Annotated in this window: 15 protein-coding genes and 1 tRNA gene; 6 read left to right on the top strand and 10 right to left on the bottom strand. The window is 75.3% G+C overall.

The genetic code is table 11. The features are described 5' to 3' along the window. Positions 1 to 9: 9 nt before the first annotated feature. Positions 10 to 225: a 50S ribosomal protein L31 gene (rpmE, locus tag AC1050_RS13440; protein ID WP_482387890.1), complete on the bottom strand. Its 216-nt coding sequence runs from the start codon at positions 223 to 225 to the stop codon at positions 10 to 12. 163 nt (positions 226 to 388) lie between these two features. Here rpmE and AC1050_RS13435 point away from each other — a divergent pair, with 163 nt between their 5' ends. Continuing rightward, a complete protein-coding gene (locus tag AC1050_RS13435) occupies positions 389 to 1,528 on the top strand; it encodes a glycosyltransferase family 4 protein (protein ID WP_482387889.1) in 1,140 nt (379 codons plus the stop codon). A gap of 82 nt (positions 1,529 to 1,610) precedes the next feature. Here AC1050_RS13435 and rho read toward each other — a convergent pair whose 3' ends face one another. The 9 genes from rho to AC1050_RS13390 form a co-directional block, all read right to left on the bottom strand. After that, a complete protein-coding gene (gene rho, locus AC1050_RS13430; RefSeq protein WP_482387888.1) occupies positions 1,611 to 3,725 on the bottom strand; it encodes a transcription termination factor Rho in 2,115 nt (704 codons plus the stop codon). 270 nt (positions 3,726 to 3,995) lie between these two features. Beyond that, complete coding sequence (gene thrB, locus AC1050_RS13425; RefSeq protein WP_482387887.1) at positions 3,996 to 4,952, bottom strand: homoserine kinase; 957 nt, start codon at positions 4,950 to 4,952, stop codon at positions 3,996 to 3,998. Positions 4,953 to 4,959: 7 nt separating this feature from the next. Beyond that, positions 4,960 to 6,051 carry a threonine synthase gene (gene thrC / locus AC1050_RS13420; RefSeq protein ID WP_482387886.1) on the bottom strand — a complete coding sequence of 364 codons (1,092 nt, stop codon included), beginning with the start codon at positions 6,049 to 6,051 and terminating at the stop codon, positions 4,960 to 4,962. After that, positions 6,051 to 7,421 carry a homoserine dehydrogenase gene (locus tag AC1050_RS13415; RefSeq protein WP_482387885.1) on the bottom strand — a complete coding sequence of 457 codons (1,371 nt, stop codon included), beginning with the start codon at positions 7,419 to 7,421 and terminating at the stop codon, positions 6,051 to 6,053. Before AC1050_RS13415 ends, thrC begins: the two co-directional genes overlap by 1 nt. 145 nt (positions 7,422 to 7,566) lie before the next feature. Beyond that, positions 7,567 to 7,890, bottom strand: coding sequence for a HepT-like ribonuclease domain-containing protein (locus AC1050_RS13410; RefSeq protein WP_482387884.1), 324 nt, complete (start codon positions 7,888 to 7,890; stop codon positions 7,567 to 7,569). A gap of 29 nt (positions 7,891 to 7,919) precedes the next feature. Further along, entirely contained in the window at positions 7,920 to 8,543 is a 624-nt protein-coding gene (locus AC1050_RS13405; RefSeq protein ID WP_482387883.1) for a nucleotidyltransferase domain-containing protein, read from the bottom strand. Between the two features lie 173 nt (positions 8,544 to 8,716). Then, the gene (lysA, locus tag AC1050_RS13400) at positions 8,717 to 10,099 is read right to left on the bottom strand and encodes a diaminopimelate decarboxylase (protein WP_482387882.1); all 1,383 of its coding nucleotides are present in this window, start codon (positions 10,097 to 10,099) and stop codon (positions 8,717 to 8,719) included. Beyond that, the gene (gene argS, locus AC1050_RS13395; RefSeq protein WP_482387881.1) at positions 10,096 to 11,775 is read right to left on the bottom strand and encodes an arginine--tRNA ligase; all 1,680 of its coding nucleotides are present in this window, start codon (positions 11,773 to 11,775) and stop codon (positions 10,096 to 10,098) included. The genes lysA and argS overlap by 4 nt, the downstream gene beginning before the upstream one ends. A gap of 59 nt (positions 11,776 to 11,834) precedes the next feature. Beyond that, complete coding sequence (locus AC1050_RS13390) at positions 11,835 to 13,109, bottom strand: CynX/NimT family MFS transporter (RefSeq protein WP_482387880.1); 1,275 nt, start codon at positions 13,107 to 13,109, stop codon at positions 11,835 to 11,837. 109 nt (positions 13,110 to 13,218) lie between these two features. Between AC1050_RS13390 and AC1050_RS13385 the strand changes: the two genes are divergently transcribed. From AC1050_RS13385 to AC1050_RS13365, 5 genes are all read left to right on the top strand, one after another. Then, positions 13,219 to 13,872: a FadR/GntR family transcriptional regulator gene (locus AC1050_RS13385; protein ID WP_482387879.1), complete on the top strand. Its 654-nt coding sequence runs from the start codon at positions 13,219 to 13,221 to the stop codon at positions 13,870 to 13,872. Positions 13,873 to 13,928: 56 nt separating this feature from the next. Continuing rightward, positions 13,929 to 14,004 (top strand) — tRNA-Arg (locus AC1050_RS13380). 60 nt (positions 14,005 to 14,064) lie between these two features. Beyond that, positions 14,065 to 15,339, top strand: coding sequence for an MFS transporter (locus AC1050_RS13375; protein WP_482387878.1), 1,275 nt, complete (start codon positions 14,065 to 14,067; stop codon positions 15,337 to 15,339). 48 nt (positions 15,340 to 15,387) lie between these two features. Beyond that, positions 15,388 to 16,242, top strand: a complete 855-nt coding sequence (locus AC1050_RS13370; protein ID WP_482387877.1) for a CPBP family glutamic-type intramembrane protease — start codon at positions 15,388 to 15,390, stop codon at positions 16,240 to 16,242. Positions 16,243 to 16,286: 44 nt separating this feature from the next. Beyond that, positions 16,287 to 16,880: a TetR/AcrR family transcriptional regulator gene (locus AC1050_RS13365; protein WP_482387876.1), complete on the top strand. Its 594-nt coding sequence runs from the start codon at positions 16,287 to 16,289 to the stop codon at positions 16,878 to 16,880. Positions 16,881 to 16,957: the final 77 nt, after the last annotated feature.

The raw sequence follows: 16,957 nt of genomic DNA, 5'->3' as shown, positions 1-16,957 counted from the left end.
CCGAGGTCGCTAGTTGGCCGACTTCTTGCCGTAGCGCGCCTCGAACCGGGCCACGCGGCCACCGGTGTCGAGGATCTTCTGCTTGCCCGTGTAGAACGGGTGGCAGGCGCTGCACACATCGGCCTTGATCTCGCCGGAGGTCGAGGTGGAGCGCGTGGTGAACGTGTTGCCGCAGGTGCAGGTCACCTGGGTCACCACGTACTCGGGGTGGATGTCAGTCTTCACAGGTGTTCTCCTCGTGTTGGGTCCCCGGGTCGTGCACGCGAGCCGTGCACGTGAACCGCAGACCGACGGAACAGTCTGCCAGAACAGCGGCCGGGCGCGAAATCTTCCCGAGGCCCGCCGACCGCGCGCCGACGGCCCAGGACCCCGCCCCTACGATGTGCGGGTGCTCCGCATCGGCCTGGTGATCGACGACGGCCTCGACCGGCCCGACGGGGTCCAGCAGATCGTCCTCACGCTCGGCCGGCGGCTGACGGCGCTCGGCCACGAGGTGCACTACCTGACCTCCAGCACCGAGCGCACCGACCTGCCGCGCCTGCACGTGCTCGGCCGCACCCTGTCGGTGCGGTTCAACGGGAACCGGCTCGGCACCCCGCTGCCCGCGTCCCGGGCGGCGGTCCGCCGGCTCCTGGCGGAGGTCCCGTTCGACGTGCTGCACGTGACCATGCCGTACAGCCCCGTGCTCGCCGGGCGGGTCGTGTCCGCCGCGCACCCCCGCACCGCCGTCGTCGGGTCGTTCGTCATCTACCCGCAGGACGCGGTGGCGCGGTGGGGCATCCGGGCGCTCGGCCTCGCGGAGCGCCGCCGGCTGCGCCGGTTCGACGCGATCAGCGCGCTGTCGGCCGCCGCGCAGGAGTCGGTGCGCGAGGCGTACGGCCGCGACGTCCCGGTGATCGGCGGCCCCGTCGAGCTCGCCGCGACGCAGGCCGGGGCGCCGGCCCGGTCCGACGCCGACCCGGTCCGGATCGTGTTCCTGGGCCGCCTGGTCGAGCGCAAGGGCCCGCGGGAGCTGCTCGCCGCGGCAGCCGCCCTGCCGCGCACCACGCGCCCGTGGACGCTGACGCTCGCCGGCCGCGGGCCGCTGCTCGCCGACCTGCAGCAGCGCGCGCGGGCGGCCGGGATCGCGGACCGCGTCGACTTCCCGGGGTTCGTCGCCGAGGAGGACAAGGCCGCCCTGCTCGCCGGTGCCGACGTCGTCGCGCTGCCGTCGACCGGCGGCGAGAGCTTCGGGATGTCGGTGGTCGAGGCGCTGGCCGACGCCGGCGGCGTGGTGCTGGCCGGCGACAACCCGGGCTACCGGACGCCGATGGCCGGCCTGGAGGACCAGCTGGTCGACCCGCGGGACACGGCCGCCTTCGCCCGGACCCTGGCGCGCTGGATCGACGACCCCGCGGCCCGCCGGGCGGCCCGGGACCCGCAGCGCGCCGCGGCGCAGCGGTTCGAGGCCGGGGAGATCACCCGGCAGACGCTGGCCTGGTACGACCAGGCGCTCGCCGCCCGCCGGGGCCAGCTGCCGGGCGCCTGACGCCTCGCTCCGACCGGTCGCCGGACGACAGCAGGGCGGCACCCGCGCGGGGTGCCGCCCTGCTGCGACGCGTGCGCCGCCGTCAGACGACCGAGCGGGTCTCCTCGTGCATGCCCGGGGTGGTCTTCTGCACCTGGAGCAGGAACTCGACGTTGCTCTTGGTGTCCCGCAGCTTGCCGAGCAGCAGCTCGATCGCCTGCTGCTGGTCCAGCGCGCCCATGACGCGCCGGAGCTTCCAGACGATCTTGAGCTCGTCCGGCGCGATGAGGATCTCCTCGCGCCGCGTGCCGGAGGCGTTGACGTCCACCGCCGGGAAGATCCGCTTGTCGGCGAGCGAGCGGGAGAGCCGGAGCTCCATGTTCCCGGTGCCCTTGAACTCCTCGAAGATGACCTCGTCCATCTTGGAGCCGGTCTCCACCAGCGCGGACGCGAGGATGGTCAGCGAGCCGCCGTTCTCGATGTTGCGCGCCGCGCCGAAGAACCGCTTCGGCGGGTAGAGCGCCGAGGCGTCCACACCACCGGACAGGATCCGCCCGGAGGCCGGGGCCGCCAGGTTGTACGCGCGGGACAGGCGGGTCAGCGAGTCGAGCAGCACGACGACGTCCTGGCCCAGCTCGACCAGGCGCTTGGCCCGCTCGATCGCGAGCTCCGCGACCATCGTGTGGTCCGACGCGGGCCGGTCGAAGGTCGAGGCGATGACCTCGCCCTTGACCGTCCGCTCCATGTCCGTGACCTCCTCGGGGCGCTCGTCGACGAGCACGACCATGAGGTGGACCTCGGGGTTGTTCGCGGTGATCGAGTTGGCGATCTGCTGCATGATGATCGTCTTGCCGGCCTTCGGGGGCGCGACGATGAGGCCGCGCTGGCCCTTGCCGATCGGGGCGACGATGTCGATGACCCGCGGGGTGAGCTGGTGCGCCTCGTGCTCGAGCCGCAGGCGGTCCTGCGGGTAGAGCGGCGTCAGCTTGGAGAACTCCGGGCGCTGGCGCGCCTGCTCCGGCGACATGCCGTTGACGGTGTCGAGGCGCACGAGGGCGTTGGCCTTGTTCGGCCGGTTGCCGCCCTGCTGCTGCGCCTGCTGCTCGCCCTCGCGGGGCGCCCGGACGGCGCCGGTGATCGCGTCGCCGCGGCGCAGGCCGGCCTTGCGGACCTGGCCGAGCGGCAGGTAGACGTCGTTCGCGCCGGGCAGGTAGCCGCTCGTGCGGACGAACGCGTACGAGTCGAGGATGTCGAGGATGCCGCCGATCGGCACGAGGACGTCGTCCTCGGTGATCTCGATCTCCTCGTCGGCCCCCACCTCGCCCGAGCGCTGGCCGCGGCCGCGCTGCTTGCGGCCGTCGCGGTCGCGGTACCGGTCGCGCGAGCGCCGGCGGCGGCCGCCGCGCTCGTCGTCGTCCAGGTCCTGCTGACCGTTCGGTGCGCCCTGCTGGCCCTGCTGGACCTCCTGGGCGTGCTGGGCAGCCTGGGCCGCCTGGCCGGCCTGCTGACCGCGCTGCTGCTGGCCCTGCTGCTGACGGCGCTGGCCGTCGCGCTGCTCGCCCCGGCCCTCACCGCGCTCGGCACGGTCACCGCGATCGGGACGGTCACCGCGGTCGGCGCGCTCGCCGCCGGACGTCGGCCCCTCGGGCAGCGTCACGTCGACGGTCGGCGCACCGGCACCACGGCCGGAGCGGCGCGAGCGGCGCTCGCCCGTGACGGTGCCGACGGCCTCGGCGGCACGGGCGGCGCGGTCGTCGCGGGGCTCGCCGGCACTCTGCCGGCCGTCCAGGGAGCGCTCGACGGCCTCGAGGCCGGCGAGGACGTCGACGGTGCGGCCGGTGCGCGGCTCGGCGGGGGTCTCGGCCGGGGCGGGCTGCTCGGCAGCGCGGGCCGGACGGCGGCGCTGCGCGCGCGGCGCGTCGTCGGCGGGCTGCTCGGCCGCGGGGGCGGCCGGAGCGGCGTCGGGGGCCGTGGCCGTCTGCTCCGGGCGGCCGGCGTCGCGGGTCGCGGCGCGGCGGGTGCGCCCGGCGGGTGCGCCGCCGGAGCCCGTGGCCTGGATCGCGTCGACCAGGTCGCTCTTGCGCATCCGGGACGTGCCCGTCACGCCCAGCTGGGCGGCGAGGGCCTGCAGCTCGGGCATGCGCATCGCGGAGATGGCGCCGCCACGGGCGGACCCGCCGGAGCCCGTGCTCACGGCCGGCTCGATGGTTTCTGTCACGAAGGACCCTTCCCCCTCGTCAGGGACCGGCACCCACCGTCGGGGCGCGGTCCGCGTCCGGCCCCTCGTCGAGGGTCGGCGCGTCGGTGGAGCCGCACGTGTCGCGCGACTCGCGTCGACTCTCGTGGGCTGGATCGTCCCCGGTCCAGGATCTCGGCCCGGCGCCCTCGCACGGCCTGCCACCTGGGCGGCGCTGCACCGGAAAAAGGCTGAGCGGACATCACAGAAGTACTCCGGGGAACGCGGCCAGCATAGCACCGGCCGACCCCCTCACGGCAGCCTCGTGGCCACCGCCCCGGCGGTGTCGATGCCGAGCCGGACGATGCGCCAGCCGCCCATCGCACCCCCGAACACCTGCTGCAGCGCGGCGTCGGCGTCCGTCGTCCCCGCGCCGGGGTCGTCGCCCGTGGCCCGGGCGAGCGCGAGCACCGTCGGCCCCGCGCCCGAGACGACGGCTGCGACGCCACGGGCCCGCAGCGCGTCGACCAGCGCCATGCTCTCCGCCATCACCGGGCGCCGGTACCCCTGGTGCAGCCGGTCCTCGGTGGCGGGGAGCAGCAGGTCGGGCCGGCGGCCCAGCGCCTCGACCAGCAGCGCCGCCCGGCCCGCCTGGAACGCGGCGTCGCGGTGCGGCACCTGGTCCGGCAGCACCCCGCGGGCGTGCGACGTGGCCAGCCGGGTGCCGGGCACCACGGCGACGGGCGCGAGGTCCGGGTGCACCTCGAGCCGCACCGCGTGCACCGGGGCCTGCGGGCCGGCACCGTCCGACCAGGCGACCGTCGCCCCGCCGAGCAGCGCGGGCGCCGCGTTGTCGGGGTGCCCCTCGAGCTCCGTGGCCAGCCGCAGCACCACGTCGTCGTCCAGGGACTCCGGCTCCGCGACCAGAGCGCGCGCCGCGAGCAGCCCGGCGACGACCGCACCGGCGGACGAGCCCAGGCCGCGGCCGTGCGGGATCCGGTTCCGGCAGGTCAGGTGCAGTCCGGTCTGCGGCGCGCCGACGTGGTCCAGCGCGTGCCGCAGCGCGCGGACGACGAGGTGGTCGTCCCCCGACGGCACGTCCTGCGCGCCCTCCCCCACGACGTCGACGACGACCTCGGCGGACCCGAGCGCGCGCACCTCGACGTCGTCGTGCAGCGCGAGCGCGAGGCCCAGCGCGTCGAAGCCCGGTCCGAGGTTCGCGCTCGTCGCCGGGACGCGCACCCGCGCCCGGTCGGCACCCAGTCGCACGGCCGGGTCAGCCGAGGCCGAGCGCGGCGGCGATCTCGACCACGTCGGGCCGCACGCGCGTGGTCTCGACCTCGCCGCCGTCGGCGGTGCGCAGTGCCCACTGCGGGTCCTTCAGGCCGTGGCCCGTGACCGTGACGACGATGCGCGCACCCGCGGGGACCCGGCCCTGCTCGGCCAGCTTGAGGATGCCCGCGACGCCCGCGGCCGACGCCGGCTCCACGAACACGCCCACCTGCGACGACAGCACGCGGTGCGCGGCGAGGATCTCGTCGTCCGTGACGGCCTCGATCAGGCCGCCCGAGCGGTCGCGCGCGGCCTCGGCCTGGTTCCAGGACGCCGGGTTGCCGATCCGGATCGCCGTGGCGATGGTCTCGGGGTCCGTGATCGGGTAGCCGTGCACGATCGGCGCGGCGCCCGCGGCCTGGAAGCCCCACATGACCGGGGTGTGCGTCGCGACGGGCTCGAGGTCCGCGCCCGCGTCGTGGCCCGCGTACTCGCGGAAGCCCTTCCAGTACGCGGTGATGTTGCCGGCGTTGCCGACGGGCAGCGCGTGGATGTCGGGGGCGTCGCCGAGCGCGTCGACGATCTCGAACGCGCCGGTCTTCTGACCCTCGATGCGGTCGGGGTTGACCGAGTTCACCAGCTCGACCGGGTACGCCTCGGCGAGCTTGCGCGCGGCGATCAGGCAGTCGTCGAAGTTGCCGTCGACCTGCAGCAGCGTGGCGCCGTGCGCGACGGCCTGGCTGAGCTTGCCCATCGCGATCTTGCCGTCCGGGACCAGCACCGCGCAGATCATCCCGGCCGCGGTGGCGTAGGCGGCGGCCGACGCCGACGTGTTGCCGGTGGAGGCGCAGACGACGGCCTTCGCCCCGCGGCCCGCGGCGGCGGACATCGCGGTCGTCATGCCGCGGTCCTTGAACGACCCGGTCGGGTTCATGCCCTCGACCTTGACGAACACCTCCGCGCCGGTCAGCGCGGACAGCGCCGGCGCCTCGACGAGCGGCGTGCCGCCCTCGCCGAGCGTGACCACGTGCTGCTGCACGTGCGCGGGCAGGCGGTCGGCGTACTCGCGGATCACGCCGCGCCACTGGTGGGCCATCAGGCTCCCTCGACTCGCAGGACGGAGACGACCTCGCGGACGGAGTCCAGGTCGCCGATCGCGGCGACGGTGGCGGCCAGCGCGGCCTCCGGCGCCTCGTGCGTGGTGATGACCAGACGGGCGACGCCCGGGTCGTCCTCGGTGCCGGCGTGCGTGACGTCCGCCGGCGACTGCCGGACCGCCTCGATCGACACGCCGTGCTCGGCGAGGACCGCCGACACGTGCGCGAGCACGCCGGGCCGGTCGTCGACGTCGAGCCGCACCTGGTACCGGGTCCGGGCGGACTCGGCGGGCAGCACCGGCAGCGCGGCGTACCAGGACTCGGCCGGGCCGCGCCCGCCGTGCACCCGGTGCCGCGCCGCGGACACCACGTCGCCGAGCACCGCGCTGGCGGTCGGGGCGCCGCCGGCGCCGCGGCCGTAGAACATCAGCTCGCCGGCGGCCTCGGCCTCGACGAAGACCGCGTTGAACGCGCCGCGCACGCCGGCGAGCGGGTGGCTCAGCGGCACCAGCGACGGGTGCACGCGCACCTGCACGCCCTCGGCGCCGTCCTCGGTCGTGCGACGGTCCGCGATGGCCAGCAGCTTGATGACGTGCCCCGTGCGGGCGGCCCAGGCCACGTCGTCCGCGGTGACGCCCATGATCCCCTGGCGGTCGACGTCGTCGATCGACACCCGGGTGTGGAACGCGAGGGAGGCGAGGATGGCCGCCTTCGCCGCGGCGTCGTAGCCCTCGACGTCGGCTGTCGGGTCGGCCTCCGCGTAACCGAGCGCCTGCGCCTCGGCCACGACGTCCGCCAGGTCGAGGCCCTCGGTGGCCATCCGGTCCAGCACGTAGTTGGTGGTGCCGTTGACGATGCCGAGCACGCGCTGCACGCGGTCGCCGGACAGCGACTCGCGCACCGGGCGCACCAGCGGGATGGCCCCGGCGACGGCGGCCTCGAAGTACAGGTCCACGCCCGCCGCGTCCGCGGCCTGGTACAGCGTCGGGCCGTCCTGGGCCAGCAGCGCCTTGTTGGCGGTGACCACCGCGGCGCCGTGCTCGATCGCGCGCAGGAGCAGGCCGCGGGCGGGCTCGATGCCGCCGACCACCTCGACGACGACGTCGGCCTTCGCGACCAGGCCCTCGGCGTCCGCGGTCAGCAGCGCGCGGTCGACGACGGGGTCGCGGGGCGCCTCGACGTCCCGCACGGCGACGCCCACCAGCTCGAGCGGGGCGCCGACCCGGGCCGCGAGGTCCGCGGCCTGCGTCGTGAGCAGCCGGACGACCTCGGTGCCGACGACGCCGCAGCCGAGCAGGGCGACCCGCACGGCGGGCCGGGTACCGGGGGCGGGCGTGGCGGGTCGGCCGGTCTGGTCGCGTTCGGTCACCGCGTGCGCCTCTCGATCACACCCGGTCGAGCCGGGTCCTGGGGGTCCGGCCGGGCACGCAGCCCGGCCGGATCACAGGATAGGGGGCACGCCCCGCGCCCCGACCGCGCATCCACACCGTGGGCGGCCGGGGCGCGGGCGCAGGTCACGCCTCGGCCGAGAGCGTGCGCCGCAGGCCCCGCAGGCGGTCCTCGAACGGGTCGAGGTCGTGCCTGACCGTGTCGCGGACGACGTCGGGGTCGACCCAGAAGTACCCGTGCGCGATCCGGTTGCGCATGGCGCGGATGGCCGTCCGCTGGTCGCCGTAGACCACGGCCTGCAGGTCACGCGGCAGGCGCGTGATGCAGTCGATCGCCACGGACAGTCGGAGGCTGGTGGCGTCGAACCCCAGCGGGTCGTCCATCCCGACCCCGTCCACATGACGCCGGAGCACCTCCAGGTGCGCGAGGGCCTCGTCGAGGACGTCCACAGGGTCGACGTGACCAGCAGCGGACCCGGTCACAGCGCGACCGCCTCGACCGTCGCTGCGACGTGGGGCTTGAGCATCCGCGCCGGGATCAGGTCGACCGGCCGACCGAGCAGCTCGGTCAGCTCGACCTCCATCCTGCCGAGGGACAGCAGCCCGGTGCCCGGGTCCAGGTCGACCAGCAGGTCCACGTCGGAGTCCGGCCCGTCCTCCCCGCGCGCGACCGAGCCGAACACCCGCACGTTCGACGCCCCGTTCCGTCGCGCCGCCGCGACGATCGCCTCGCGGTCCCGGCCGAGCACCCGGCTCAGCATCGTCTCGGGCACGTCCGCAGCCGGAGGCGTCACGCACTCCTCGACCACCTCGACCCGGCCGGCACCGTGCACGACGTCGACGCGCCGCAGCAGGCGCGCGACCTCGGGCTGGCTACGGCCGAGCGCCGCGGCGATCTTGCGCTGGCTCCATCCCAGGTCCGCCGCCTGGCGGGCGGCCGTGACCAGCGACCGCGCGGCCTCGGCCCGCATCCGGTCCGCCCGCTGCGCCGTCCCCGCGAGGTAGGCGCCGAAGGCGCGCTCCAGGGGCGACGGCTCGTCGTGGACGGGCTCGACCTCGGTCGGGTCCTGCCCGTCGTGGCCGTCGTGCGTGTTCCCGCTCATCCGCTCGCCTTCCGATCAGTCCTGCTATCGCCCCCGCTGATCACCGATGCTATCGGCGGCAGCGGGCGGCTGGAAGGGCGGGTTTCCGACCGGCCGCGCGGACGCCAGGACCCCCGGGCGCGGACGGCGCACGGGGGTCCTGGCGAGGAGACGGCAGCGGCCGCGCGGGCGGATCAGCCGAGGTCGAGCGCCAGCAGGTCGTCCTCGGTCTCGCGCCGGACGAGCACCTGCGTCGCACCGTCGCGGACCGCGACCACCGGCGGGCGGGGGACGTGGTTGTAGTTGGACGCCATCGAGCGCCCGTAGGCGCCGGTGGCCGCGACGGCCAGCAGGTCCCTCGGCGCGACGTCGGCCGGCAGCTGCACCTCGTGCACGACGATGTCGCCGCTCTCGCAGTGCTTGCCCACCACGCGCGCCAGCACGGTCTCGGCGGCGCCCGCCCGCGACACGACGGCCGCGTGGTACGGCGCGCCGTAGAGGGCGGGCCGGATGTTGTCGCTCATCCCGCCGTCGACCGCGACGTACAGCCGGACGCGGCCGTCCTCCAGCGTGACCGGCTTGACGGTGCCCACCGTGTACAGGGTGAGCGTGGTGGGGCCGACGACCGCGCGGCCGGGCTCGAACGACAGCCGCGGCACGGGGGTGCCGAGCGAGATGCACGCCGCATCCACGGCGGCGGCGGTCTCCCGCGCGATCTGCTCGGCGTCCAGGGGCGTCTCGCCCGGCAGGTACGCGATGCCGAACCCGCCGCCCAGGTCGACCTCGGGCACCAGGTACCCGGTCCGGGCGGCGAGGTCCGCGCGCAGGCCGAGCACGGCGCGCGCCGCCACCGCGAACCCGGCGGGGTCGAGGATCTGCGAGCCGATGTGCGAGTGGATGCCGAGCAGCCGCAGCTCCGGGTGCGCCAGCACCGACTCGAGCGCCGTCATGGCGGGGCTGGTGCCCGACGGCGACCCGGCGGGCACGGCGACCGACAGGCCGAACTTCTGGTCCTCGTGCGCCGTGGAGATGTACTCGTGACCGCCGGCGTGCACGCCGGTGGTCACGCGGACCATCACCGGCGCGGGCGGGGCGCCGGCGCCGCGGGCGCGGACGGCGGCGACGATCCGGTCGACCTCGCCGAGCGAGTCGACGATCAGCCGACCGACGCCGGCCTCGAGGGCGCGGGCGATCTCGGCGTCCGACTTGTTGTTGCCGTGCAGGCCGATGTCCGCGCCCGGCACGCCCGCGCGGAGCGCGACGGCCAGCTCGCCGCCGGTCGAGGTGTCGACCCGCAGGCCCTCCTCGTGCGCCCAGCGGGCGACGGCGACGGACAGGAACGCCTTGCCGGCGTAGTAGACGTCGACCTCGGCTCCGATCGCGCCGAACGCGTCCGCGAACGCCCCGCGCAGCCCGCGCGCGCGGGCACGGAAGTCGGCCTCGTCCAGCACGTAGGCGGGCGTGCCCTGCGCGACGGCGAGGTCCCGCAGGTCGACGCCCGCGACGCCGACGGCCCCGTCCGCACCCCGGGCGGCGGACGCCGGCCAGGGCAGGCCGAGCGGGGCCGGCGCGGTCACATGCGCTCCGGGGCGCCGACGCCCAGCAGGGCGAGACCGTTGGCGAGCACCTGCCGGGTGGCGTCGTTCAGCCACAGGCGGGTGCGGTGCACGTCGCCGACCTGCTCGTCGCCGAACGGCAGGACGCGGCGCTGGTCGTACCACTTGTGGTACGCCCCGGCCAGCTCCTCCAGGTACCGCGCGACGCGGTGCGGCTCGCGCAGCTCGGCCGCCTGGGCGACGATCCGCGGCAGCTCGGCGATCTTGCCGAGCAGCACCGACTCGCTCGGGTGGTCCAGCAGCGACGCGTCGAACCCGTCCTCGCGGCGCACGCCGGCCTCGGCGGCGTTCCGGCCGACCGAGCAGGTGCGGGCGTGCGCGTACTGCACGTAGTAGACGGGGTTCTCGTTGGTCGCCCGGGTCAGCAGGTCCAGGTCCAGGTCGATCGAGGAGTCCGCCGAGGACCGCGCCAGCGAGTACCGCGCGGCGTCGACGCCGACCGCCTCGACCAGGTCCTCGAGCGTGACGACGGTGCCGGCGCGCTTGCTCATCCGCATCGGCTGGCCGTCCTTGACCAGGTTGACCATCTGGCCGATCAGGATCTCGAGGTTGACCCCCGGGGTGTCGCCGAACGCGGCGCACATCGCCATCATGCGGCCGATGTACCCGTGGTGGTCGGCGCCGAGCATGATGATCACGCGGTCGAAGCCGCGCTCGCGCTTGTCCAGGTAGTACGCCAGGTCGCCGGCGATGTACGCGGCGTCCCCGTCGGACTTGATGATGACCCGGTCCTTGTCGTCCCCGAAGTCGGTGGTGCGCAGCCAGGTCGCGCCGTCCGCCTCGAAGATGTGCCCGTTCTCCCGCAGCCGGGCGACCGCGCGGTCGACGGCGCCGGTCTCGTGCAGCGTGTCCTCGTGGAAGTACACGTCGAAGTCGACGCCGAAGTCGTGCAGCGCCTGCTTGATCTCGCCGAACATCAGGTCGACGCCCCGGGCGCGGAACGCCTCCTGCGCCTCGGCGTCGGGCAGCGTGCGGGGGTCGGGCTCTCCGGCCGCGGCGGCCTGCGCGATGACCGCGTCGGCGATGTCGGCGATGTACTGGCCGCCGTAGCCGTCCTCCGGCGCCTCCTCGCCCTTGGCCCGGGCGAACAGCGAGCGGGCGAACCGGTCGATCTGGGCGCCGTGGTCGTTGAAGTAGTACTCGCGCCCGACCCGGGCGCCGGACGCCTGGAGCACGCGGGCCAGGCTGTCGCCGACCGCGGCCCAGCGCACGCCGCCGATGTGGATCGGCCCGGTGGGGTTCGCGGAGACGAACTCGAGGTTGATCGACTCGCCGGCCAGCGACTCGTTGCGGCCGTAGGCGGACCCGGCGTCCACGACCGAGCGCGCGAGCTCGCCCGCGGCGGCCGCGTCCAGCGTGATGTTGAGGAAGCCGGGGCCGGCGACGTCGACCCGCGCGACGCCCGGGGCGTCGGCGAGCCGGCGCGCGAGCTCCTCCGCGAAGGCGCGCGGGTTGGTGCCGGCCTTCTTGGCGAGCTGCAGCGCCACGTTGGTGGCCCAGTCGCCGTGCTCGCGCTGCCGGGGTCGCTCCACGTGCACGGTGGCGGGCAGGTCGGCGGCGTCCAGGGCGAAGGTCCCGTCGGCGACGGCGCCCGCGAGGGCGGCGCGCAGGGACTCGGAGAGCTCAGCGGGGGTCACCGGACAAGGGTAGCGAGGCGCCGGGGCTGCCCCGACCGGTGCGACCGGCGCCCGGCGCGTCACTCGGGACGCGCCGCCCGCGGCCCCCAGGTGTCCTCGAGCATGACCGGCCGGCACGCCACGGTCGCCGCGACGAGCAGCACGACCAGCGTCCCGAGCAGCAGCAGCAGCGGCGCGGTCCAGGACCCGGTCGCGTCGTACAGCACGCCGATCAGCAGCGGCCCGGTCCCGGCGATCGCGTACCCGACCCCCTGCGTGAAGCCGGACAGCGAGGCGGCGCCGGCCGACGTGCGCGTGCGCAGGTTGATCAGCGCGAGCAGCACCGGGAACGCCCCCGGGCCGAGCCCGCCGAGCAGCACCCACAGCCACACCGGGCCGCCCGGCGCGACCAGGAGCCCGACGTACGACACCGCCCAGCAGGTCACGAACACCACGACCAGCGGGATCGGGTTCCGCATCCGGCTCGCCGCGATCGGCGCGACCAGGGCCGGCGGCAGCCCGAGGATGGCGAACACCGACAGCCACACCCCGGCGGCGTGCGGCGACGTCCCGCCGTCGACGAGGATCTGCGGCAACCACGCGAACATGGCGTACGAGTCCAGCGAGTTCATCGCGAACGTGACCGCCATCCCCCACGCCAGCGGGCTGCGCCAGACCCGGCCGCCCTGCCGGTGCCGGGACGTCAGCGCGGGGGTGGTCGCCGGACCGCGGCGGAGCAGCCCGCCCAGGGCGGACCGGGCGGCGGCCGAGCGCACGATCACCACGACCCACGGGACCGCGGCGAGCACGCCGACCACCGCCCAGATCGACAGCGACGCCCGCCAGCCGAGCCGCTCGGCGACCGGCACCGCCAGCAGCGCCGGCACCGCCGTGCTGAACGTCATCGTCACCGAGTAGATCGACGTGACCACGCCGATCCGGTCCGGGAAGTACCGCTTGACCACGGGCGGCAGCAGCACGTTGCCCATGCCCATGCCCGCCAGGGCGATCACCGACCAGCCGAGGAACCCGACGGCGGTCGACGTGCTCGACCGGACGATCTCGCCGGTGACCGACAGCAGCATCGCGGCGACCAGCAGCGGCTCCAGCCCGACCCGGCGGGCGAGCACCGGCGTGATCGACCCGAACGCGGCGAACGAGACCACCGGGATGGTGCCGAGCAGCCCGGCCTCCGTCGCCGACAGCGCCACGTCGTCCCGCACCAGGTCGAGGATCGGCGACACGGACGCCACCGCGATCCGCAGGTTCAGCGCCACCAGCACGACGCCGAGCAGGACGACCCGGCGGCCGCGCCAGGGCGCGACGGAGCCTGCGGGAAGGGCGGGTGACGACATGCGGCCTCGTTCACGGCGGAGCTGGCGGCGCGCGGCGTCGGGCGCTGGCGGACGGGTGCCCGGTTCGTGGTTGAATCGCGGGCACAACTGACCAGGGAGACTACTCCGCATGACGCGACGCACCGGACTCATCGACGCGACGGTGGCCCAGCTCCGGGCGCGCATCACCGCCGGCGACTGGCCGGTCGGCACCCGCATCCCGCCCGAGCCCGCCCTGGTCGAGCTGCTCGGCGTGGGACGCAACACCGTCCGCGAGGCCGTGCAGTCCCTGGTGCACGCGGGGCTGGTCGAGCGGCGCCAGGGGTCGGGCACCTACGTGCTGTCGACCTCCGAGCTCGCGGTCAGCATGGGCCGGCAGATCGCCGACGCCCGCCAGCGGGACGTCATCGAGGTCCGCCGCAGCCTGGAGGTCGAGGCCGCCCGCCTCGCCGCCCGTCGCCGCACCGCCAGCGACGTCGCCACCATCACCGGCCTGCGCGACGAGCGCGCCGAGGCGTACCGGTCGGGCGCGCTGGACCGGATGGTCGCCGCCGACCTGGCCCTGCACCGCGCGATCGCCCGCGCCGCCCGCAATCCGGTGCTGCTGTCGATGTACGAGAACCTGATCGGCGCGATCACGGACAACATCCGGTTCAACTTCGCGCAGATCCTGCAGGACGGCGACAACCACGACGGCCTGGTGGACGCGATCGCGGCCGGCGACGACGGCCGCGCGGTCGAGGAGACCACCACGTACCTGTCGGGGCTGCTCGGGGAGGACTGACGGGCTGGTAGTCTCTTGCATCGCGCTGGTCGGCAGACCGGCGCGGGCGGTGCCCCGCCCTCGTAGCTCAGTGGATAGAGCGTCTGCCTCCGGAGCAGAAGGTCGTAGGTTCGAATCCTATCGAGGGCACCAGCGAAGGCCCGGGATCTCCAGCGAGATCCCGGGCCTTCGTCGTCCCCTACCCTCGGCACGGTGCCCTCCGAGCTCCCCGTCGCCGCGTACGCCTCCACCAAGCGCGCCAGCTACGCCGGCTACGTCGTGCAGGCGATCGTCAACAACCTGGCGCCGCTGCTGTTCATCGTGTTCCACACGCGGTTCGACATCCCGGTCGCCCAGCTCGGCGGGCTCGCGGCGCTGAACTTCGGCGTCCAGCTGCTGACCGACCTGGCCGTCATGCGCGTCGTGGACCGGATCGGCTACCGCGCGCCGCTGGTGCTCGCGCACGTGCTGGCCGCGCTCGGCCTGCTGCTGCTCGCCGTCCTGCCGTTCGTCACAGGCGACCCCCTCGTCGGGCTGTGCCTGGCGGTCGTCGTCTACGCGGTCGGCGGCGGGCTGCTCGAGGTGCTGGTCAGCCCGGTCGTCGAGCACCTCCCGACGCCGCAGGAGTCCAAGGCGGCCGGCATGGCGCTGCTGCACTCGTTCTACTGCTGGGGCCAGCTGGCGGTGGTGCTCGGCACGACGGGGCTGCTCGCGGTGCTCGGCCAGGACCTGTGGCCGGTGCTACCCGTCCTGTGGGCCGTGGTGCCGCTGGTCAACCTCGTCGTGTTCCTGCGGGTACCGCTGCCCGAGACCGTCGCCGAGGAGCACCGCACCTCGATCCGCTCCCTGCTGGGCACCCCGCTGTTCCTGGTCGCGCTGGTGCTGATGATGACCGGCGGCGCGGCCGAGCTGACCATGGCCCAGTGGTCCTCGTTCTTCGCCGAGCAGGGGACCGGCGTCAGCAAGCAGACCGGTGACCTGGTCGGTGCCGGCCTGTTCGCCGCGTTCATGGGCGTCGGCCGGGTCGCGTACGGGCTCTGGGGGCACCGGGCGTCGCTGCACCGGCTGCTCGTGCTGTCGAGCGCGGCCGCGGCCGCCTGCTACGTCGTCGCCGCCACCGTCGCGACCCCGGCGGTCAGCCTGCTCGCGTGCGCGCTGTGCGGGCTGTCCGTGAGCCTGCTCTGGCCGGGCACGTTCTCGCTGACCTCGGCCCGGTTCCCTCTCGGCGGCGCGGCGATGTTCGCGCTGCTCGCGCTGGCCGGCGACGCGGGCGGCACCCTCGGACCGTGGTTCGCCGGCGTGCTCGCCGCGGCGGCCGACGGCCCGCTGGCGCCGCTCGCCGCGCTGCTGCCGGCGGACGGGGGCAGCGGCCTGCGCCCCGCGCTGCTGCTCTGCGCGGTGGTGCCGGTGGTGTTCTGCGTCGCGGTGACGCGGTTCCGCACCGCGACGGCGGCCCCGGAGCCCGCGGCCGCCCGGCCCGTCGCCTGATGCCCGCTCCGCCAGGACGCCGGCGACGTCGTGCGGCACGCTGAGCACGTGACCTCCCCCTCCCAGGCCACCGCCGCCCCGACGACCACCCGCGCGCCGTGGGACACCGGCTCCCCCGCCCGGCTGCTCGCCGCCGCGCTGGTGTGCGGCTCCGCGGTGCTGATCTTCGCCGTGCACGTCCGGCCGCTCGGTTACCTGCCGCTCGTGCTCGGCATCGCGCTCGGGCTGGCGGTGGACCGCGCGCTCGGCCGGGACCTGGCGCTCATCGGCGTCGGCATGGGGATCATCTCCGCGATCTCGCTGGAGGCGGACCTGTCCGACGCCGGGATGCTGCGGTTCACCGTCGCGCTGTCGCTCGCCGTGCTGGTGCCGTGGGCGCTGTCGCACCAGGTCTTCGGCCAGCGGTCCATCCGGTTCCCGGTCGCCACGGGCCGGCGGTGGTCCCGGTGGCAGTGGACCTACCTGGCGGCGGTCGTCGCGATCGGCTACCTGCTGCTGCCGTTCTACTTCATCGGCTCCGGCGCCTACCGGAACTGGCCGGAGGTGACCGGTGGCGCCGAGATCGCGCGGCTGTTCGTCGGGGTCAACGCGGTCGGCATCTGGGACGAGCTGTTCTTCATCTGCACCGTGTTCGCGCTGCTGCGCCAGCACCTGGGGCTGTGGACGGCGAACGTCCTGCAGTCGGTCGTCTTCGTGTCGTTCCTCTGGGAGCTGGGCTACCGCGAGTGGGGGCCGCTGCTCACCGTCCCGTTCGCGCTGGTGCAGGGATGGATCTTCGCGCGCAGCACGTCGCTGCCGTACGTCGTGGCCGTGCACCTGCTGTTCGACCTGGTCGTGTTCGGCGTGCTGGTGCACGCGCACAACCCCGAGCTGCTCGACGTGTTCGTCACCGCACCCGGCTGAGCGGACCGCCGGCGTGGGGACGGGTGTCCCCTACGCTCGGCTGGGTGGGTGAGCGGCGGGACGCGGTGCGCAACCGGGCGAGGATCGTCGCCGCGGCCGAGGTGGAGTTCCGCGCGGCCGGTGCGACGGTCCCGCTGGACCGGGTCGCGCAGCGGGCGGGGGTGGGCCGCGGGACCCTCTACCGGCACTTCCCCGATCGCGAGGCGCTCATCGCCGCCGTGTACACCGCGCGGGTCGACGCGCTGGAGCGGCACGTCGCGACGCTGCCGGCCGAGCACCGGCTGGAGCACCTGGTGGCGGAGATCAGCGCGCAGCAGGTCGACGCCCCCGGCCTGTTCGCGGCGGCGCACGCGGCCCACGGCGGCGACCCCCGGCTGGCCGAGGTCGAGCGCCGGGCCACCGCCCTGCTCGCCGACGCGCTCGACGACGCCCGCAGGCGGGGCCGGGTCCGCCCCGACGTCACGGTGGACGACGTGCGCCTGCTGTTCGCGATGGTCGAGGGCGTCCTCGCGGCCGAGCAGCCGGCGCGCGTGCACGCCGCGGTGCAGCGGGCGCTCGTCCTGGCGCTGCGCGGCGTGCTGGTCGACGCGCCCGACCGGCTGCCGGAGCCGACCCTGGACCTGGCCGGACCGGGCTGAGCGGCGCAGCACGCGGTCGGCCCTTGTCTTCGGGCCCTGCCGGGCCCATGCTGGGCGTCAAACGGACACCGGTGTCC

This window comes from Cellulomonas sp. NEAU-ZC6 (assembly GCF_056844425.1).
The sequence above is the reverse complement of the archived record's forward strand: the minus strand, read 5'-3'. Positions and strand labels throughout refer to the sequence as shown.